The organism is Streptomyces sp. NBC_00086, assembly GCF_026343255.1.
Taxonomy (GTDB): Bacteria; Actinomycetota; Actinomycetes; order Streptomycetales; family Streptomycetaceae; genus Streptomyces.
Map to the genome: position 1 here is coordinate 1,397,586 of NZ_JAPELZ010000001.1, position 18,651 is coordinate 1,416,236.

Annotated in this window: 18 protein-coding genes and 1 tRNA gene; 5 read left to right on the forward strand and 14 right to left on the reverse strand. The window is 72.1% G+C overall.

Annotated elements, in window-relative coordinates; all coding sequences use genetic code 11:
• Positions 1 to 285 precede the first annotated feature (285 nt).
• Both OG276_RS06290 and OG276_RS06295 read left to right on the forward strand, forming a co-directional pair.
• Positions 286 to 1,380: a hypothetical protein gene (locus OG276_RS06290; RefSeq protein WP_266903479.1), complete on the forward strand. Its 1,095-nt coding sequence runs from the start codon at positions 286 to 288 to the stop codon at positions 1,378 to 1,380.
• Entirely contained in the window at positions 1,377 to 2,816 is a 1,440-nt protein-coding gene (locus tag OG276_RS06295) for a hypothetical protein (protein WP_266903480.1), read from the forward strand. The genes OG276_RS06290 and OG276_RS06295 overlap by 4 nt, the downstream gene beginning before the upstream one ends.
• A 46-nt stretch (positions 2,817 to 2,862) precedes the next feature.
• On the opposite strand, the gene OG276_RS06300 is transcribed toward OG276_RS06295, so the two are convergent.
• The 8 genes from OG276_RS06300 to OG276_RS06335 all read right to left on the reverse strand — a co-directional run bounded on the left by OG276_RS06300 (position 2,863) and on the right by OG276_RS06335 (position 9,186).
• Positions 2,863 to 3,642, reverse strand: coding sequence for an exodeoxyribonuclease III (locus tag OG276_RS06300; RefSeq protein ID WP_266903481.1), 780 nt, complete (start codon positions 3,640 to 3,642; stop codon positions 2,863 to 2,865).
• Between the two features lie 30 nt (positions 3,643 to 3,672).
• The gene (locus OG276_RS06305) at positions 3,673 to 4,305 is read right to left on the reverse strand and encodes an MBL fold metallo-hydrolase (protein ID WP_266903482.1); all 633 of its coding nucleotides are present in this window, start codon (positions 4,303 to 4,305) and stop codon (positions 3,673 to 3,675) included.
• A 33-nt stretch (positions 4,306 to 4,338) separates the two neighbouring features.
• A tRNA-Trp gene (locus OG276_RS06310) sits at positions 4,339 to 4,413 on the reverse strand.
• A gap of 47 nt (positions 4,414 to 4,460) precedes the next feature.
• The gene (locus OG276_RS06315; protein ID WP_266903483.1) at positions 4,461 to 5,051 is read right to left on the reverse strand and encodes a hypothetical protein; all 591 of its coding nucleotides are present in this window, start codon (positions 5,049 to 5,051) and stop codon (positions 4,461 to 4,463) included.
• Positions 5,048 to 6,211 carry an ROK family glucokinase gene (locus tag OG276_RS06320; protein ID WP_266903484.1) on the reverse strand — a complete coding sequence of 388 codons (1,164 nt, stop codon included), beginning with the start codon at positions 6,209 to 6,211 and terminating at the stop codon, positions 5,048 to 5,050. Before OG276_RS06320 ends, OG276_RS06315 begins: the two co-directional genes overlap by 4 nt.
• 16 nt (positions 6,212 to 6,227) lie before the next feature.
• A complete protein-coding gene (locus OG276_RS06325) occupies positions 6,228 to 7,142 on the reverse strand; it encodes an ATP-binding cassette domain-containing protein (RefSeq protein ID WP_266903485.1) in 915 nt (304 codons plus the stop codon).
• 2 nt (positions 7,143 to 7,144) lie between these two features.
• Positions 7,145 to 8,200: an ABC transporter permease gene (locus tag OG276_RS06330; RefSeq protein WP_266903486.1), complete on the reverse strand. Its 1,056-nt coding sequence runs from the start codon at positions 8,198 to 8,200 to the stop codon at positions 7,145 to 7,147.
• Positions 8,197 to 9,186, reverse strand: a complete 990-nt coding sequence (locus OG276_RS06335; protein WP_266903487.1) for a sugar ABC transporter substrate-binding protein — start codon at positions 9,184 to 9,186, stop codon at positions 8,197 to 8,199. Before OG276_RS06335 ends, OG276_RS06330 begins: the two co-directional genes overlap by 4 nt.
• 251 nt (positions 9,187 to 9,437) lie before the next feature.
• On the opposite strand from OG276_RS06335, the gene OG276_RS06340 reads away from it, so the two are divergent.
• Positions 9,438 to 10,442, forward strand: coding sequence for a Gfo/Idh/MocA family oxidoreductase (locus OG276_RS06340; RefSeq protein WP_266903488.1), 1,005 nt, complete (start codon positions 9,438 to 9,440; stop codon positions 10,440 to 10,442).
• A gap of 53 nt (positions 10,443 to 10,495) precedes the next feature.
• On the opposite strand, the gene OG276_RS06345 is transcribed toward OG276_RS06340, so the two are convergent.
• From OG276_RS06345 to OG276_RS06355, 3 genes are all read right to left on the reverse strand, one after another.
• Entirely contained in the window at positions 10,496 to 11,680 is a 1,185-nt protein-coding gene (locus OG276_RS06345) for a cytochrome P450 (protein ID WP_266903489.1), read from the reverse strand.
• A 55-nt stretch (positions 11,681 to 11,735) separates the two neighbouring features.
• Positions 11,736 to 12,656: a DMT family transporter gene (locus OG276_RS06350; protein WP_266903490.1), complete on the reverse strand. Its 921-nt coding sequence runs from the start codon at positions 12,654 to 12,656 to the stop codon at positions 11,736 to 11,738.
• Positions 12,657 to 12,820: 164 nt separating this feature from the next.
• A complete protein-coding gene (locus tag OG276_RS06355) occupies positions 12,821 to 13,435 on the reverse strand; it encodes a dihydrofolate reductase family protein (protein WP_266903491.1) in 615 nt (204 codons plus the stop codon).
• Positions 13,436 to 13,605: 170 nt separating this feature from the next.
• On the opposite strand from OG276_RS06355, the gene OG276_RS06360 reads away from it, so the two are divergent.
• Positions 13,606 to 14,340, forward strand: coding sequence for a 3-oxoacyl-ACP reductase family protein (locus tag OG276_RS06360; RefSeq protein WP_266903492.1), 735 nt, complete (start codon positions 13,606 to 13,608; stop codon positions 14,338 to 14,340).
• A 38-nt stretch (positions 14,341 to 14,378) separates the two neighbouring features.
• Here OG276_RS06360 and OG276_RS06365 read toward each other — a convergent pair whose 3' ends face one another.
• From OG276_RS06365 to allB, 3 genes are all read right to left on the reverse strand, one after another.
• Positions 14,379 to 14,834, reverse strand: coding sequence for a pyridoxamine 5'-phosphate oxidase family protein (locus tag OG276_RS06365; protein WP_266903493.1), 456 nt, complete (start codon positions 14,832 to 14,834; stop codon positions 14,379 to 14,381).
• A gap of 186 nt (positions 14,835 to 15,020) precedes the next feature.
• Positions 15,021 to 16,139: an allantoicase gene (alc, locus tag OG276_RS06370; RefSeq protein ID WP_266903494.1), complete on the reverse strand. Its 1,119-nt coding sequence runs from the start codon at positions 16,137 to 16,139 to the stop codon at positions 15,021 to 15,023.
• A gap of 2 nt (positions 16,140 to 16,141) precedes the next feature.
• Positions 16,142 to 17,485, reverse strand: a complete 1,344-nt coding sequence (gene allB / locus OG276_RS06375; protein ID WP_266903495.1) for an allantoinase AllB — start codon at positions 17,483 to 17,485, stop codon at positions 16,142 to 16,144.
• Between the two features lie 328 nt (positions 17,486 to 17,813).
• Between allB and OG276_RS06380 the strand changes: the two genes are divergently transcribed.
• The gene (locus tag OG276_RS06380) at positions 17,814 to 18,617 is read left to right on the forward strand and encodes an IclR family transcriptional regulator (RefSeq protein WP_266903496.1); all 804 of its coding nucleotides are present in this window, start codon (positions 17,814 to 17,816) and stop codon (positions 18,615 to 18,617) included.
• Positions 18,618 to 18,651 lie beyond the last annotated feature (34 nt).

Below are 18,651 nucleotides of genomic sequence, written 5' to 3' on the forward strand. Positions count from 1 at the left end.
ACGGGCCATAGGACGCGCCTGAAGGACCACAGGCCGTGGGCACAATCCGCGCGCGACGACGACGCACCCGCGGGGCCGGGAGCACGGCGCCGCCGCACCGCTGATCATCGGCGGTGTCCGCCGTACCCTGCCCGCCGTACCCGGTCCGCCGTACAGGGGCGGAAATACGCCGCCCGTTTCCCGGATCCGGCTGCTTTTCGACTCTGCCCACGGCCGGGGGTGCCGCACCATGGCGACACCCCGGAGGACAGCGGGGTGTGCGCAGGGCCAAGGCTTGGGGGAGCCATGACGCAAACGCGCGGCGAACAGAATCCGTTGATTCCAGCGAGCGCCACCGAGGCGCAGACCGGTCCGGAGCCGGCGCCGGAACCCGTCGCCGAGCCGGAACCGGCCGCGGCCGAGGCAGCCCCCACCGGGGACGCGGAACCGGCGGAGCCCGGGACCGAGGACGCAGCCGAAGCCGAGCCCGAGGGCGAGCCCGACTCGGAGCCCGGCACGGGAGCCGAGCCCGACGCCGAGCCGGAGCCCGAGGCCGAGCCCGAGCCCGAGGCCGAGCCGGAGCGGAGGTCGCTCGCCACCTGGTCGCGGGGACGGCTCGGGACGGTGCTGCTGGCCGCCGCCGGAGTAGTGCTCAGCGCCTTCGTCGCCGCGCTCGTGTCCGCGTACCTCGACATCTGGTCGGCGAGCGAACCACCGCCCGGCGCACCCAAGATCAGCGCCGGCACCGACATCTGGTGGGACCTGCCGAGCGAGCATCACCTGGTGCGCTCCGCGCCCGGGTCCACGTACGAGAAGAGCCCCTTCCTCTACAACGATCCCTCGGCCTCGCTCGACCGCATGGTCGACGAAGGCGGTGTCAACGCGGGCATGATGCGGGTCCGCTTGATCCTCACGAACTTCACCCGGGCACCCGCCACGATCACCTCCTTGCGCGCCCGGATCGAGCGCAAGCACCCCGCACCCGACGGCCCTCTCTACCACTGCGGTGGACCCGAGGGCGCCGCCGAGATCAGCCGGGTGCTCCTCGACCTGACCCACCCCGAGCAGCCCGCTGTCGAGCGGGATTCCGAAGACGGCCCGACCAGGCAGTACCCGGCCACCACCCCGGCCCAGGTCGCGGCCCAGGGCGAACCGGCCCACTTCGACATCGAGGTCAAGGCGGGCGACGTGACGGGCCCGGCCGTCACCTACGAGTTCGTGCTCGACGTCACCTACATGCAGGAGGGGAAAGCGGGGCCGCAGCACCTCATCGTGGACCACAACGGACGTCCGTTCGCCCTCGCCCAGGGGATCCCGACATGGCAAACGGGATTCCGCTGCAACTTGAACCTCCACGGGTGGGTGGCCGCTTCCCCCAAGACCGCGGAGGCCACGGGATGACGAGGGCCCGCTCCGCGGCCGCGGTGACCGCCTTCGTCCTCGTCCTCACGCTGTGCTCGGTCCTCACCGTCACCGTGCTGCGCGCACGGTTCCCCGTTCCTCCGGCCTCGGGTGTCCAGGCGACCGGTATGGCCCTGCTGAGGGATCCCTGGACCGCGACCCTGCCCAAGCCCGGCCGGCAGCCGCCGGCCGCGCTGGTGCGCGACGCGCTGGGCTGCCTCCCCCTGTTCCGGTGGGCCTCCGAATCGCGGGCCGTGCCCCGCGGGCAGGCCACGGTCGCCTACGTCGTCGGTGCTCCCTCCTCACACGCCGTGGTGGTGCGCGGGATCCGGGTGGTCAAGGGGCTGCGGCTGCCCGTCCCGCGCGGGGACGACGTCGGCTGCGCGGGCAACTACGGAGAACGGCTGCCGGGTCCGACCAAGTACGACCTCAAATCCGTGTCTCCGGTCCGCTTCTCGCTGGACGCCGGGGCCACCAGCCAGAGCACCACGCTCCCCGTCCGGGCCGGTGGTTCGGCCACCGGCTTGGTCAGCGTCACGACGGCCTCCTGCACCTGCGCCTGGTGGCTCGAACTGGACGTGGAGGAAGACGGCAGACAGGTCACCGTACGCGTGGACGACGACGGCCGGCCCTTCACCCTGGCACCACCGGTCACGACCCCGCTGGCCACACCCGCCGACGAGGAGCTCCATGGCCCGCGCCCGTTGTCCCGGGCCCTCGGCGACCCACGGCCGATGACGGCCGGGATCTCCGCGGCCGCCATGCTGCTGCCGAAACCCGAGAGCTGGGAGGCGGAGTCCGACACGCCGCAAGACCCGGCGCACACGTTCGGAACCGAGGCGGCCCTGCGTGGCGTGGGCTGCCGCCGAATGTACGCGTCCGTGCTGCAGGCCGGGGGCGTTCCGGCGGGCGACCACGAGCTCCGACTGGAAATCAGCGGCCCCGGCGGCATGGAGGGGGCCGTGCTGGACGCACGGGTGCGACTCGCATCGGTCCGGGAGGGCGCCGGGCAGCGCTACCGCTACTCTTGCGCGCCGGCCGGCGTGGACGCTCACGCGCCGTACGACTGGCCGGGCGTCCAACGGAAGCTGTACCCCGACACGCTGCACGCGCTCGGTCCGTTCCCCAGCGGCTCGCTGAGGTACGACCCGGACTGGACTCCCGAGCAAGGCGTCGGCGGGACGATGCCACTCGCCGTGGACGAGAAGTTCACCTTCCTGGAGGGACCCGTGGGCGGTGGCCCGGGCACATCCGGGATCTCCGCCGTCATCAGCCCCGAGCAGGCCACCTTCGGGTTCACGGTGGAGGTGACCGTCACCCTGCCGACGGGCGAGCGTGCCGAGTTGACCCTGTCCGACCACGGGAAGCCGTTCCTCCTCGGCCCGGGCACGGCCAAGCTGCAGCCCTCGCACCAGGAAGACCTCCACGAGCGCTAGTGCTGTGGCCGGAAAGGTTCACCGGGCCCCGGCCCGGGCCGACGGCCTAGACCTCCAGGTCGACGACGACCGGGGCGTGGTCGGAGGCACCCTTGCCCTTGCGCTCCTCGCGGTCCACGTAGGAGTCGGTGACCGCCTTGGCGAAGGCCTCGTTCCCGTAGACCAGGTCGATGCGCATGCCCCTGTTCTTCGGGAAGGCCAGCATCCGGTAGTCCCAGAAGGTGTACGGGCGGTCGTACTTGAGCGCGCGCGGGAAGACGTCGCTGAGCCCGGCCGCCCGCAGCTGCTCCAGGGCGGCCCGCTCGGCCGGGGTGACGTGGGTCAGGCCCTCGAAGACCGCCGGGTCGTAGACGTCCTCGTCGGTCGGGGCCACATTGAAGTCGCCGAGCACCGCGAACGGGCGCTCCCCCGCCGCGTCTTCGGCGATGGCGGCGGACAGGGCCCGGAACCAGTCCAGCTTGTAGCCGTAGTGGTCGTGCTCGACCTCGCGCCCGTTGGGCACGTACACCGACCAGACGCGCACGCCGCCGCAGGTGGCGGAGATGGCGCGGGGCTCCTGGACCCCCTCGTAGTCGGGCCCGCCGGGCAGCCCCACGACCACGTCCTCCAGACCCACCTTGGAGAGCAGGGCCACGCCGTTCCACCGGCCGGTGGCGTTGACGGCCGACTCGTAGCCCAGCGCGCGCAGCTCCTCGTACGGGAACTGCTCCGCGGAGCACTTGGTCTCCTGGATGCACACGACATCGGTGCCGGAGCTCTCCAGCCAGGCCAGCAGGCGCGGCAGCCGGGCGGTGATCGAGTTGACGTTGAACGTGGCGATACGCATGCCGTCCAACCTACCGCCCGGCACCGACAGTCACAGGTCGGCCGTGTCCCCGGCGGTGAGTCGGGTGTGCGGGGAGCCGCCGAGGGCGTTCAGGGCGGAGTCGTAGACCGGGCGGGCGATGTCCGCGAGGTAGGCGTCGTGGATGTCGATGGCCACGCGCGGCTTGACCGCGCGGACGTAGTCGACGACCTCGGCGATCTTGTTCCAGGGGGCGTGCACCGGGAGCATCAGCGTGTCGACGGGGGCGTCCGGCACGGTCAGCGCGTCGCCGGGGTGGAAGAGCGAGCCGTCGACCAGGTAGCCGACGTTGGTGACCCGCGGGATGTCCGGGTGGATCACGGCGTGCAGTTCTCCGTGCACCTGGACGTCGAAGCCGGCCGCGGTGAAGGTGTCCCCGTGGCCCACGGTGTGGACGCGGCCCGGATACGCGGGGGCGAGCTTCTCCGCGACGCTGCGCAGGGTCCACAGCCCCGCCGCCGGGTTCGCGTCGAGGGCGGCGCGCAGCCGGCCCTCCTCGAAGTGGTCGGGATGCTCGTGGGTGACGAGCAGGGCGTCGGCGCCGAGGCCGGCGTCCGCTTCGCTGAAGGCGCCCGGGTCGATGACGAGCACGAGCCCGTCCTTCTCCAGCTGGACGCAGGAGTGCAGCCGCTTGGTGAGCTTCATGATCGAAGGCTAGCGGGACGGTCGGCGGGAAGGCGGAGCCGACCGGATTCGAACCGGCGTCCTCGCGATTTTGGAGACCGCGCGCGACGACCTCTGCGCTACGGCTCCGCCCCCGGCCCCACCCTATCCGTGAGGGGGCGGGGCGCGCCCGGCGTCTACGGCACGGTCGTGGAGACCACGAACACCTTGGAGACGCGGGGGTCCGTGAGGTCGACCGTGATGTCCCGGGTGGGGCGCGGGTCGTCCGCTTCGAGGGTGGTGCCGAGCCACTTGATCTCGGGCGTCCAGGTCCAGCCGGCGACCGAGGCGTCGTGCGCGGAGATCGACGACCCGGGGGTGAGCGCCTCGCGGCTGGTGCCGACGGAGGCAAGGAAGGCGTCCAAGTCGCCCGGGACGACCGCGAACTGCGTGTACAGCCGGCTGGTGCGCCAGTTGTTGGTCTCCAGGAACCCGACGCGCCAGGCGTTCGGCGGGATCGGCACCTCGTAGATGCTGCGCTGCACCTTGGACGGCCAGCCGGGGCGCACCTTGGCGGCGCCGACCTTGGCGGCCTTGTCGCGGCCGCTCTGGCGGCTCTGCTGGGCGGAGACGGCGAGGTAGCCCGCAGGGACACCGACCAGCAGCAGGATGATGATCGCGGTGATCCAGCGGCGCCGCACCACGTGTCTGCGGTCTTCGGTGGGGGCCGGCTCGCCGGGCCGCTCGTCCGGGGACGGGGCCTGGCGGGGCAGGGAGGGCGGGGTCACTGCTGTTCCTGGTCCTCGGGGCCGGTGGTGGTGTCGCGCCGGCCGAACTGCGCGTAGCGCTCGTACCGCTCGACGCGCCGGCGGGTGGCGCGGCGGAAGCGGCGGGCGACGAGCCGGGAGAGGTCGGCGGCGCCGACCATGCCGGCCTCGGGGCCGAGCTGGGCCTTGGCGATGCGGGCCTCGGGGCGGTAGCCGCGGCCGGTGAGGTGGCGGCGGAAGGCGTCGCGGGCGGGGCCGATGAGCAGGTCGTCGGCGGCGCTGACGCCGCCGCCGATGACGAAGCAGGAGGGGTCGAGGGCGGCCGCGAGGTTGGCGATGCCGACGCCGAGCCACTGGCCGATGTCCTGGAGCAGCTCGACGCACATGGCGTCGCCCTCGCGGGCCAGCTCGGTGATGAGCGGCCCGGTGATCTCGGAGACGTTGCCGCCGACCCGGGCGATGAGGTTGTGCGCGACCGGGGAGTCGGCGGCGGCCAGCTCGCGGGCCTCGCGGACCAGGGCGTTGCCGGAGCTGTACTGCTCCCAGCAGCCGCGGTTGCCGCAGGGGCAGCGGTGGCCCCCGGGGACCACCTGCATGTGGCCGAACTCGCCGGCGACCCCGTAGCGGCCGCGCTTGACCTGGCCGCCTTCGAGGATGGCCCCGCCGATCCCGGTGCCCAGGGTGATCATGACGAGGTGGTCCTCGCCGCGGCCGGCGCCGAAGCGCCACTCGGCCCAGGCGGCGGTGTTGGCATCGTTGTCCACCATGACCGGGACCGCGAGCCGGGACTGGAGGGCGTCGCGCAGCGGTTCGTCGCGCCAGGCCAGGTGCGGGGCGAACAGGACGCGGGAGCGGTCGGCGTCGACCCATCCGGCGGCCCCGATGCCCACGGCGTGCACGTCGTGCCGGTCGGAGAGGTCCAGGACCAGCTCGACGATGGTGTCCTCGACCACCTTGGGGCTCTTGGACTTGTCCGGGGTCTCGGTCCGGATCTTCTCCAGGATGACCCCGTCGGCGTCGACGACCCCGGCCATCACCTTGGTGCCGCCGATGTCGATGCCGACGGTCGGAACGCGCGGTGCGGTCAGGTGCGAGCGGCGCTCACGGGTCCCGATGGTCCGCAGGACGGTGCCTCGCGCCGCCCCCCGGTGGGCGAGCGTGAAGTCCCGGTACGTGCTCATCGAGTCGTGTCGTCCCTCATGGTGCGGCGGGGCCCTTGGTGGGGCCGGATGCCTGATCGGATGGAGTGGCCGGTGGAGTGGCGGATGGTGTGGCGGATGCGCTGTCAGGACCTGATTCTGCCACTCGCTCCAGTTCGTGGCTCAGTTCGTCGAGCTCGGAGCCGCCCGCCATCTGCCGGGTGAGCTCGTCCAGGGTGATCGAGTCGCGGGTGTGGCTGCCCGCCATGGTGCCGCGTTTGAGCAGCACGAACCGGTCTCCGACCAGGTGGGCGTGGTGGGGATTGTGCGTGATCAGGACCACGCCGAGGCCCGCGTCACGGGCCGCGGCCACGTACTTGAGGACCACCCCGGACTGTTTGACGCCGAGGGCGGCCGTGGGCTCGTCGAGTACGAGGACCTTCGCGCCGAAGTGGACGGCGCGGGCGATGGCCACGCACTGGCGCTCGCCGCCGGACAGGGTGCCGATGGGCTGGTCCACGTCCCGCAGGTCGATGCCCATGCGCAGCAGCTCGGCGCGGGTGGTGGTGCGCATGAGCTCCACGTCGAGGCGGCGGAAGGGGCCGCGGCCCTTGGTGGGCTCGGAGCCGAGGAAGAAGTTGCGCCAGACGGGCATGAGCGGGACCACGGCGAGGTCCTGGTAGACGGTGGCGATGCCGTGGTCGAGGGCGGCGCGCGGGTTGGCGAGCACCGTCTCCTCGCCCTCGATCTCGAAGGTGCCGGCGTCGTGCCGGTGCAGCCCCGCGATGATCTTGATGAGGGTGGACTTGCCGGCGCCGTTGTCGCCGAGGACGCAGGTGATCTCGCCGGCCGAGACCTCCAGGGAGACGTCCTGGAGGGCGCGGATGTTGCCGTAGTACTTGCTGACCCCGGTCAGCTTCACCAGGGCGGGGGCGTCGGCCGGGGATGCTCCGGTCTCGGTGGTGTCGGTCATCGTCACTTCGCCTCCGCCCGCTTGCGGACCCATGCGTTGAGCAGCGTGGCCAGGAGCAGCATCGCGCCGAGGAAGAACTTGAACCAGTCCGGGTTCCACTGGGCGTACACGATGCCGTTGCTGGTCATGCCGAAGATGAAGGCGCCCACGGCGGAGCCGATGGCCGAGCCGTAGCCGCCGGTCATCAGGCAGCCGCCGATGACGGCCGCGATGATGTAGAGGAACTCGTTGCCGACGCCCTCGCCCGACTGGACCACGTCGAACGAGAAGAGGATGTGCTGCCCGGAGATCCAGGCGCACAGCGCGACGCCCATGTACAGGCCGATACGGGTCTTCACGACGGGCACGCCGGTCGCGCGGGCCGCGTCCGCCCCGCCGCCGACGGCGAAGATCCAGTTCCCGGCGCGGGTGCGCAGCAGGATCCAGGTGGCCACGGCGACCAGGACCAGCCACCACAGGATGGTGACCTTGAGGGTGACCGAGCCGAAGGTCCACTGCGAGGCGAAGAGCGCGCGGGCTGAGGGGAAGCCCTCCATGTCGGCGATGGTCTTGGTGGAGACCGAACCGCTGATCAGCTTGGTGAAGCCGAGGTTCAGGCCGGTCAGCATCAGGAAGGTGCCGAGCGTGATGATGAAGCTGGGCAGTTTCGTGCGGGTCAGCATGAACCCGTTGAAGAACCCGATCCCCAGGGTGACCAGCAGCGATACGAGGACGCCGACCCATACGTTGGCGGTCATCTGGTAGCTGAACATCGAGCTGAGCAGCGCCGACGAGGTGACCATGACCCCGGCCGACAGGTCGAACTCGCCGCCGATCATGAGCAGGGCCACGGGGACGGCCATGATGCCGATGGTGGAGGCCGAGTACAGGATCGTGCTGAGGCTGGAGGCCCGCAGGAAGCTGTCGGCGGCGAAGGAGAAGAAGACGAAGACGGCGGCCGCGCCGACCACCGCGCCGAGCTCGGGCCGGCCGAGCAGGCGGCGCAGCAGCGAGGTGGGTGCGAGCCGCTCGTCGCGCGGGCCCGCGGCGGGGGCCGGGGTCTTGGTGGCGGTGGTCATCGGCTGCCCCGGTTGATGAACTTCTCCAGGGTGGCGGCCTCGGTCCCCGTGACGATCTGCGGTCCGGTGAGCACCGGTCGGCCGCCGCCGAGCACGTCGGCGTTGTAGCGGTAGAGCCAGAGCAGGTCGACGGCCTCGTAGCCCTGGAGGTAGGGCTGCTGGTCGACGGCGAATCCGAGGGCGCCGGACTTCAGGTCGCGGGCGACGGAGGCGTTCAGGTCGAAGGTGTCGACCTCGGCCTTGCTGCCCGCCGCGTCCTTGGCCTTGACGGCCGTGGGGGCGAAGGGCGCGCCGAGGGTGAGGATCGCGTCGACGGAGGGGTCGGCCTGGAGCTTGGCCTGGAGGGCGGCCTGGACGGACGGCATGTTGGTGCCCTCGACGTACAGGTTCTCCATGGTCCCGCCGGACTCGCCGAAGGTCTTCTTGGCTCCGGCGCAGCGCTGCTCGTGACCCACGTTGCCCTGCTCGTGCAGGACGCAGACGGCCTTCTTGCGGCCGCGCTTGCCCAGCTCGGTGCCGACCGCCTCGCCGGCGATCTCCTCGTCCTGGCCGATGTGGGTGAGCGCCCCGTACTCGGCGGACTGGGCGGATCCGGAGTTGACCGTGATCACCGGGATGCCGGCCTTGACGGCCTTGGCGAGGACGTCCTTGAGCGCCTCGGGCTTGGCCAGGGAGACGATCAGCCCGTCGACCTTCTGGTCGATGGCGTTCTGGACGAACTGGGCCTGCTGCTGCGCCTGGTCGTCGTGGGCGTAGACGAAGTTGATGTTGTCCTTCGCCGCGGCCTCCTTGGCGCCCTTCTGCACGATGTCCCAGAAGGTGTCGCCGTCTCCCGCGTGGGTGACCATCGCGAAGGTCCAGCGCGGGGTGGAAACGGCGGGCCGGCCCGCCGCCTCGGCCTTCGCGCGGTCCTCGGCGCGCTTGCCGCCCGTACTGCTGCAGCCCACGAGGGAGGCACCCAGTACCGCCGCGAGCACCGCGCCCACGAGGCGTACCCCTGTCCGAACCCTAGCCACGTCTGCCCGTGCCTTTCGTTTGTCGCGCCGTACCGGCCGGCGCCGTCCCGGCGGCGCTGTCCCGCCGCGGCACCCGCTCGCCGGAGCGGTCTTTTCTTTCGAGTCGCAGCCGCCCAGTATCCGTCACAGTGCACCATGCAAGGTCATCGGGGCCATTGCGGACCGTGCCGGACACAGCGGGACAGATTGACAGCTCCCCCGGACGGGGTCACGTTGAGTGCATGCGCATCGGGCTCATCGGCACGGGCCGGATCGGTTCCTTCCACGCGTCGGCACTGGCCCGCCAGGCGGACGCGAGCTCGCTCCTGCTCGCCGACGCCGACCCCGCGCGGGCGGCGCGCCTCGCCGACCGGCTCGGGGCCACCGCCGCGCCCACCGTCGAGCAGATCTTCACCTGGGGCGTGGACGCCCTGGTGGTGTCCTGCGCCACCGAGGGGCACGCCGACCTCGTCGTACGGGCGGTCCGCGGCGGGCTGCCGGTGTTCTGCGAGAAGCCGGTCGCCCCTGACCTGGCCCGCACCCTGGCGGTGCTGCGCGAGGTGGCCTCGGCCGGCGGGGTGCTCCAGATCGGGTTCATGCGCCGCTTCGACGCGGGCTACACGACGGCGCGCGACCTGGTGCGCTCCGGAGCCCTGGGCCGGCTGCACACCGTACGGACCACGACCGCGGATCCCGCGCCGCCGAGCGCCGAGTACCTGCGGACCTCGGGCGGGCTGTACCGGGACTGCCTGGTGCACGACTTCGACATGGTCCGCTGGGTGACCGGGCGCGAGGTGCGCGAGGTGTACGCGACCGGGTCGGACGCGGGGCCGGCGCGGTTCCGGGAGGCGGGCGACGTCGACACCGCCTCCGCCGTCCTGACCCTGGACGACGGGACGCTGGTCTCCAGTACCGGTACGCGGTGCAACGGCGCCGGGTACGACGTACGGATGGAGCTGGCCGGGGAGCTGGACCAGGTCTCCACCGGGCTGGACGACCGTACGCCGATCGCCTCCACCGAACCGCAGGGACCGCCCCCGGCGACCAAGCCGTGGCCCGGGTTCCTGGAACGCTTCGCTCCCGCCTACGAGGCCGAGCTGGCGGCCTTCGTCCGGCTGGTGCGGGGCGAGGGCCCCAATCCGTGCGACGGCGTCGAGGCGCTCGCCGCGTTCCGGGTGGCGGAGGCCTGCGAGCTCTCGCGGCGGGAGCGGCGCCCGGTCGCGCTGGAGGAGCTCGCGGATCTCTGAGGCCCGCGCGCGGATGCCCGGGGTGCGTAAGCCGCCCGTCCCGTCCATGCCGGCTACCAGCTCACCGGGTGCCGGGTCGTCCCGCGGACCAGGGTCCCGGGCGCCCATTCGAGGACGGCCGGCTCCTCCCGGAGGTGGGGGAAGCGCTCCACGAGGGACCGGATCGCGATCCGGCCCTCCAGCCGGCCGAGCGGGGCGGCGACGCAGTGGTGGATGCCGTGTCCGAAGGCGATGTGGCCGCCGCGGCAGGTGCGGCGGATGTCGAAGACGTCGGGGCGGTCGAAGCGGGCGGGGTCCCGGTCCGCCGCGGCGAGGCAGACGAGTATGCCGGAGCCGGCCTCGATGAAGGTGTCGCCGATCTCCAGGTCCGTGGCGGCGAAGCGGAACGTGGCCGTTTCCACCGGACCGTCGTAGCGCAGGATCTCCTCGACGGCGCCGTCGATCAGTCCGCCCGGGTCGGCGCGCAGGGCGGCGAGCTGGTCGGGGTGGGTGAGGAGCGCCCGCATCCCGTTGGAGACCAGGTGCACGGTGGTCTCGTGCCCGCCGACCATCATCAGGACGGCCATGGCGACCAGTTCCTGCCGGGAGAGCCGGTCTCCCCCGTCCCCCCGGCTGGTCACCCAGTCGCTGAGCAGGTCCTCGCCCGGATCGGCGATCTTGGCGTCGACCAGCCCGGCCGTGTAGGCGGTCATGGCGCGCACGGCCGCGTTCTCGGACTCGACCCCGGTGGGCGAGACCATCTCGGTGATCCAGCCGTGGAAGGCGCCGCGGTCGGCCTCCGCGACGCCGAGGAGTTCGCAGATCACGGTCATGGGCAGTGGCTGGGCGAAGACTTCAATCAGGTCGGCGCGGCGCTCGGGGAGGGCCTCCATCCCGTCGAGCAGCCCGTCGACGATCTCCTGGATGCGCGGGCGCAGCGTCTCGATCCGGCCGGGGGCGAAGGAGCGGCCGACCAGCCGGCGCAGCCGGGTGTGGTCCGGCGGGTCGGCGCGCATCATGTTGGCGCTGGCCTCGGTCCGCTCCCGGTCGGCGTAGAGCCCGGAGGTCAGCCAGTTCTTGGACACCGCGGGGTGGGTGAGGACCTGGCGGGCCTCCTGGTGACCGACGATCAGCCAGACCTGCTGGCCGTCCGCCGCCTTCACGCGGTGAACGGGCCCCTCGGCGCGCAGGCGCGCGTAGTGGGGGTACGGGTTCTCGTTGAAGTCTTCGGCGATCGTACTGAGGTCCAGGACCGGCATGTGGCCACCCTAGAGCGGGAGTTGATCTACTCCGGAGCGAGTTTCGGCCATTCGCTCAGCCAGCCGCGCGCCGCCCCCAGGCGGTACCCGCGAGTACGAGCGCGACCCCCGCGAAGCCGGCCGCCCCGAGCCGCTCGCCGCCGATGGCGATGCCCGCGGCCGCGGCCCACAGGGGTTCGGTGCCGAGCAGCAGGCTGACGCGGGAGGGCGAGGTGCGCCGGACGGCCCACATCTGCACGAAGAAGGCGAACAGGGTGCAGAAGACGGACAGGAAGGCGAGCCCGGCCCACTCGGCCGCGCCGAAGTCGGCGGCGGCCGCCCAGGGGCTCGCGCCGGTGCCGGGCAGCAGGGCCAGTACGGCGAACACGGCGACCGCGGTCCCGAGCTGGACGGTGGTCAGGGAGAGCGAGTCCGCCTCCTGCACGGCCTTGATCCGGGCCATGAGCAGGACGTGCACCGTCCGCGCGAGCGCGGCGCCGAGGATGAGCAGGTCACCGAGGGTGGGGGTGGTGAACCCCGCCCCCTGGGTCAGCAGCACCACTCCGCAGACGGAGACGGCCGCGGCGCCGAGGAAGGCCGCCGAGGGGGCCTCGCGGCGGACGGCGGACTCGGCGAGCGGGGTGAAGATCATGGTCAGGCTGATGATGAGCCCGGCGTTGGTGGCGGAGGTGTGGACGACCCCGTAGGTCTCCAGCAGGAAGATGCCGCCGAGTACGAGTCCCAGCGCTCCGGCGCCGCGCAGTTGGGCGGGGGTGAGCGCGCGCAGCCGCCGGCGGCCGGCGACGGCGAGGACGGGCAGGACCAGCGCGAAGCGCAGGACGAGCACCGCGATCACGGTGTGCGTGGTGGTGACGCCCTTGGCGGCGAGGTAGCTGCCGCCCCAGACGACGGCGACGAGCAGGACCGGCAGATCGGCGAGCCAGGCCCTGCGGGGCGAGGCGACGGGAGCAGGGGTGGGGGCGGCGATGGTGGACACCGGTTCTCCAACGGCAGAAGGCAGGTGGAGACTTCGGCGGCTCGCACGGGGGAAGAGCCCAAGCTACCCGAGCGCGATCGGCCGGTCGAGCCTTTTGATCCCCGGGCGCCGCCGCCCGCCCGCGGGCCCGCAGATCCGTAGACCCGCAGGCCAGGGGCCCCGCGTCAGGCGAAGGTGCCGAACGCGGCGCGCCCCTTCGGCCGGTAGGTGTGGATGGCCGTGCCGGCCGAGGTGGTGCGGGAGTCCTTCAGCTCGAAGGCCGTCGGCAGCCCGCCCGTCGGGAACAGCCGCCGTCCGCCGCCCAGGAAGACCGGGAAGACCAGCAGGTTCAGCTCGTCCACCAGGTCCCGCGCCAGCAGCCACTGCGCGAGCGCGCCGCTGCCGTGCACCTGCAGCTCCCCCTCGGTCGCGTCCTTGACCCGTACGACCTCGCTCTGCAGCTGCTCCCCGTCGATCACGGTGACGGGGCCCCAGGCGGGCTCCTTGAGCGTGGTCGAAGCCACGTACTTGGGCAGCCGGTTGAGCCTGCTCGCGACCGGGTCGGCGTGGTCGTCGTGCAGCGGCCAGTACGAGGCGAAGATCTCGTAGGTCCGGCGCCCGAACAGGAAGGCCCCGGCCCGGTCGAAGACCTCGGTGACGAACTCCCCCATGCCCTCGTCGGCGAAGGGCACGAGCCAGCCGCCGTACGAGAACCCGCCGCTGGTGTCCTCCTCCGGCCCGCCGGGGGCCTGCATCACACCGTCGAGGGTCAGGAAGGTGGTGAGGGTCAGCTTTCCCATGGCTCTGCGCTCCTTGGCTCCGGTACGTCGTCTGTCACGGGTTCAGACTCCCGGGCCGGGCCGAACTCATCGATCCGGCGCGCGCGAACGCGATGTCCGTTTCCTGCCAGCACCGTTGACCTCCGGACGATTTCATTGAACTCGCAACCAACCGACGCGGGAGGAACGCCATGGACGGCAACGCAGTGGCCCTGGTGACAGGTGGCAGCAGGGGAATCGGCGCGGCGACGGCGCTGCGGCTCGCGCAGGACGGGGCCGACGTCGCGATCACCTACGTCAGCGACGTTGCAGCGGCCGCCGAGGTGGTCGGCAAGATCGAGGCGCTCGGCCGGCGAGGCCTGGCACTGCGCGCCGACTCGGGGAACGCCGAGCGGGCCGCCGGGGCGGTGGAGGAGACCGTACGGGGCCTGGGCCGGCTCGACGTCCTGGTGAACAACGCCGGGGTGGGCGTGCTCGGCCCCCTGGAGGAGCTCACCCCCGCGGACGTGGACCGGGTCCTCGCGGTCAACGTCCGGGGCACCTTCCTGGCCTCCCGGGCCGCGGCCGGCCGGATGGGCCGGGGCGGGCGGATCATCACCATCGGCAGCTGCATGACCCAGCGGGTGCCGGGCCCGGGCGGCACCCTGTACGCGATGAGCAAGGCGGCGCTGACCGGCTTGACCAAGGCCCTCTCGCGGGAGCTCGGCGAGCGCGGGATCACCGCGAACCTGGTCCACCCCGGCCCGGTGGACACCGGCATGAACCCTGCGGACGGCCCCTACGCCGCCCCGCAGGCGGCCATGACGGCGCTGGGCCGCTTCGCCACCCCGCAGGAGGTGGCCGCCATGGTGTCCTTCCTCGCGGGACCGGACTCCGCGTACGTCACGGGCGCCGAGTTCTCGGTGGACGGAGGCCACGCGGCGTAGGGCGTCAGGGCCGTCAGAGCGTCAGGACCCTCAGGCCGTCAGGACAGCCAGCGGCCGGCCTTCATCAGGTCGCGTCCGGCGATCTCGTTCACCTCGCGCCAGGCCTGGATCCACACCGGCGTGACCCGGAAGTACGGATAGGGCGTCTTGAGGCTGCTCGGGTCGAAGCCGGAGTGCGCCGCGAAGGCCTCGATCTCGCCGGGCGCGAGCTCCGCCGCCTCCAGCCGGGTCACGGTGCCCTCGACGAGGACCACGTCGCGGGTCGTGCCGAAGGCGAGGCGCACACGGCCGCTCGCCGCGAGGTTGCGTCCGGTGGGCAGGGTGCGACCGGTCGACAGCAGGAAGCCCTCGCCGTCCCACCGGAACGAGAGGGGCACGAGGCAGGCGACGCCCTCGGCGTCCGCGGTGGCGACCCAGACGTCGATGTCGCTCTCGAACCGTGCCAGCGCGTCCTCGCGCCGCTGCTCCGTCGTGCGTGGCGCGCTCTGCTCCATCGTGGCCCCCCTGGGTGTTCGCCGTAGCGGCAGGCTAGCGGGCCCGACCGGTCCGCACGTCCCGCGGGGCCACAAAGCCGGTGGGGCACGAAGCCCGCAGGGGCGCACCGTCAAACGGTGCGCCCCTGCGGGGTGTTCGAGCATGCCCCGGGGGTGTCGGCCCCCGGGGCGGTCACGAGGGTGGCGTCAGCCGCCCAGCTCCTGGTGACGGGCGGTGTGCGCGGCGGTGCCGGCCTCCGTCAGCGCGCCGAAGAGGCGCAGGCGGGAGAAGCCGCCGTCCGGGAAGATGTCGATGCGCACGTGCGTGCCGACCGCCGGGGCGTCGAGCACGAAGCGGTGGTTGGTGTCGGGCTGCAGGCGGGTGCGCGGCAGGAACTCCGTCCACTCGCCCTCCTCGCCGGTCTTGATCGACAGCGAGGCCCAGCCGGCCGAGTTGCCCTTGAGGTACGCGGTGTCGATCTCGACGGCGCGGATCTCGGACTCGGCGACGAGCTGGTAGCGGATCCAGTCGTTGCCGTTGTCACGGCGGCGGGCGGTCTCCCAGCCGTCGTCCATCTTGCGGGAGCGGCCCGGGTTGATGGTGTTGGTCGGCGGGGAGTAGAAGCGGTTGGAGGCGTCCTGGACGGAGCCGCCGTTCTCCAGGGCCACCACGTCGAAGGAGCCGAGCGCCGCGAGCCACTTGGGGTCGGGAACGACCTCGCCGTAGACGCGCAGGCGGGCGATGCCGCCGTCGGGGTGCTGGTTGACGCGCAGGTGCGTGAAGCGCTGCTCGGCGTCGATCTCGAAGCCGTTGGCCGCGTGGCCGCCGACGGTGGTGCGGGCGACGATGGTCGTCCACTTGATGTCGTCGCCCTGGAGCTCCGCCGGGGTCGGCGCGAGGGCGCCTTCCCAGTTGGTGGCCTCTACGGAGACGGCCTGCGGCATGTTGCCGCGGAAGTGGGCGGTGTCGACGACGATGCCGCGGATGACGCCGGGGGCGCCCAGGCGGACGAGCGCCCAGTCGTGGTCCTCGGGGGTCGGCCAGGGCTGGGTGGCGGAGATGCCGCGGCGGCGGCGGGTCTCCCAGCCGTCCATGACCTTGCCCTTGTGGCCGAAGTCCTCGGGGTCGAAGTGCGCGGCCTCGGAGATCAGCAGGTTCTCGCGCTGGGCGAAGAACTCGTCGTTGGCCTCGATGACACCGGCGCCGAGCTCACGGGCGGCGAGGTTCGCGTACTGGGTGAACGGGAAGTCCGCGCTGCGGTAGTCCGCGTACGGGTCGCCGCCTCCGTACGGGTTCGCGTTGCCGGTGAAGGATTCAATCGCCACTGTCAGTTCTGCCTTTCAAGGAGTCGGCCGGTGGGCTCGGACGGGGTGCCGTGGTCGGCGATCTGCGCGCCGCGCAGCCAGGTGGACTTCACGACGCCGTGCAGGGTCTTGCCCGCGTACGCCGTGACCTGGTTGCGGTGGTGCAGTTCCGCGGGGTCCACGGTGAAGGTCTCTTCGGGGGCCAGGACGGCGAAGTCGGCGTCGCGGCCGGCCTCGATCGCGCCCTTGCTCGCCAGACCGGCGAGGGCGGCCGGGGCTGCGGACATCCAGCGGACCACGTCCTCCAGGGCGTGGCCGCGCTTCTTCGCCTCGGTCCAGATGGCCGGCAGGCCCAGCTGGAGGGAGGAGATGCCGCCCCACGCGGTGGCGAAGTCGCCGGTCTTGAGGTCCGCGGTGGAGGGGGAGTGGTCGGAGACGATGCAGTCGATCGTGCCGTCGGCGAGCGCGTCCCACAGGACGTCCTGGTTGGCGGACTCGCGGATGGGCGGGCAGCACTTGAACTCGGTCGCGCCGTCCGGGACTTCCTCGGCCGTCAGGGTGAGGAAGTGCGGGCAGGACTCGACCGTGATCCGGACGCCCTCGGCCTTCGCGGCGGCGATGAGCGGCAGCGCGGAGGCGGAGGACAGGTGCAGGACGTGAACGCGCGCGTTCAGTCGCTTCGCCTGGTCGATCAGGTTCTGGATCGCGGTGTTCTCGGCGTCCTGGGGGCGGGAGGCCAGGAAGTCGGCGTACTTGGGGCCCGCGTTCTGCGGCGCGGACTCCAGGTGGTGCGGGTCCTCGGCGTGCACGATCAGCAGGCCGCCGAAGCCGGTGATCTCGGCGAGCGAGGCGGCCAGCTGCTCCTGGTCGAGGAGGGGGAACTCGTCGACGCCGGAGGGCGACAGGAAGCACTTGAAGCCGAAGACGCCGGCGTCGTGCAGCGGGCGCAGGTCCTTGACGTTGTCCGGCAGCGCACCGCCCCAGAAGCCGACGTCCACGTGCGCCTTGGTCCGGGCCACGTCCTGCTTGACCACCAGGTTGGCGGTGGTCGTGGTCGGCGGCAGGGAGTTGAGCGGCATGTCGAGGATGGTGGTGATGCCACCGGCCGCGGCGGCGCGGGTGGCCGTCCAGAAGCCTTCCCACTCGGTACGACCGGGGTCGTTCACGTGGACGTGGGTGTCGACCAGGCCGGGGAGGAGCACGTCGTCGCCGAAGTCCTCCAGCCGGGCACCGGCCGGTACGTCGGCCTCGTACGGCAGCACGGCCGCGATCTTCCCGCCGGCGACGGCCACCGAAGCGGCACGCGTCCCCTCGGGGGTGATGACGCGCGTCGAGCGCAGTACCAGTTCCACAGCCAGGTCGGACACCGGAACCTCCCCATCTACTTCCACAGAGCGAAATTCAACGTTCTGTTGACGGAGTCTTCACGTCGATCCGGAACCAGTCAAGAGCGCCCGGACGGACCACTGACGACCGCGTATCGCAATTGGATGTTTCCACAGGATGGAATTAAGATTTCGCTATGCAGAATGTAGCTACCGCCACCGGGAACCGGACGGGTAACTTCCCGAGGACGTCCGCCACCAGGACAAACCGCCTCTGACCGGCGGGGACGGCATCGACCCGGCCCTAGGGCCGACGCCGACCGACCGGTAGGCTGCTTGCTTGCCTGCCAGCACCGAAAGGACCGCGCCCGTGCCGACGTCCAGCGCCAGCACCACCGACGCCTCCACCAAGCCCACCGCCGCCAGCGGTGGCGTCCAGTCCCTTGAGCGCGCCTTCGATCTGCTCGAACGCATGGCCGATGCCGGGGGCGAAGTCGGCCTCAGTGAGCTCTCCGCCGCCAGCGGTCTGCCGCTGCCCACCATCCATCGCCTCATGCGCACCCTCGTGGCGTGCGGCTACGTCCGGCAGCAGCCCAACCGACGTTACTCCCTCGGACCCCGGCTGATCCGCCTCGGCGAGTCCGCGTCGCGGCTGCTGGGCACCTGGGCCCGCCCCTACCTGGCGCGTCTGGTCGAGGAGACCGGCGAGACCGCGAACATGGCCCTGCTCGACGGGGACGAGATCGTCTACGTCGCCCAGGTGCCGTCCAAGCACTCCATGCGCATGTTCACCGAGGTCGGCCGCCGGGTGCTGCCGCACTCCACCGGCGTGGGCAAGGCGCTGCTCGCCTACACCCCCGCGGACGAGGTACGGGCCCTGCTCGCCCGCACCGGGATGCCGGCCGCGACCGAGAAGACCATCACCACGCCCGAGGGCTTCCTGGACGCCCTGGAGGTCGTCCGCCGGGTGGGCTACGCGGTCGACGACAACGAGCAGGAAATAGGAGTCCGCTGCCTGGCGGTCTCCGTGCCGAACTCCCCGACCGCCGCCGCGATCTCCATCTCCGGCCCGGCCGGCCGGGTGACCGAGTCGGTGGCCGAGTCCTTCGTGCCGATCCTCCAGGGCGTCGCGGCCGAGCTGTCCGTGGCCCTGCAGAGCCAGAACCCTGCGTAGGCGACCCTCGTACGAGGAAGGCCCCGGTACCCCT

Coding starts and splice junctions, on each gene's coding strand:
- OG276_RS06290 (WP_266903479.1), top strand. CDS start 286: ATGACGCAAACGCGCGGCGAACAGAATCCGTTGATTCCAGCGAGCGCC.
- OG276_RS06340 (WP_266903488.1), top strand. CDS start 9,438: ATGCGCATCGGGCTCATCGGCACGGGCCGGATCGGTTCCTTCCACGCG.
- OG276_RS06320 (WP_266903484.1), bottom strand. CDS start 6,211: ATGAGCACGTACCGGGACTTCACGCTCGCCCACCGGGGGGCGGCGCGA.
- OG276_RS06355 (WP_266903491.1), bottom strand. CDS start 13,435: ATGGGAAAGCTGACCCTCACCACCTTCCTGACCCTCGACGGTGTGATG.
- OG276_RS06295 (WP_266903480.1), top strand. CDS start 1,377: ATGACGAGGGCCCGCTCCGCGGCCGCGGTGACCGCCTTCGTCCTCGTC.
- OG276_RS06365 (WP_266903493.1), bottom strand. CDS start 14,834: ATGGAGCAGAGCGCGCCACGCACGACGGAGCAGCGGCGCGAGGACGCG.
- OG276_RS06360 (WP_266903492.1), top strand. CDS start 13,606: ATGGACGGCAACGCAGTGGCCCTGGTGACAGGTGGCAGCAGGGGAATC.
- OG276_RS06300 (WP_266903481.1), bottom strand. CDS start 3,642: ATGCGTATCGCCACGTTCAACGTCAACTCGATCACCGCCCGGCTGCCG.
- OG276_RS06345 (WP_266903489.1), bottom strand. CDS start 11,680: ATGCCGGTCCTGGACCTCAGTACGATCGCCGAAGACTTCAACGAGAAC.
- OG276_RS06325 (WP_266903485.1), bottom strand. CDS start 7,142: ATGACCGACACCACCGAGACCGGAGCATCCCCGGCCGACGCCCCCGCC.
- OG276_RS06305 (WP_266903482.1), bottom strand. CDS start 4,305: ATGAAGCTCACCAAGCGGCTGCACTCCTGCGTCCAGCTGGAGAAGGAC.
- OG276_RS06330 (WP_266903486.1), bottom strand. CDS start 8,200: ATGACCACCGCCACCAAGACCCCGGCCCCCGCCGCGGGCCCGCGCGAC.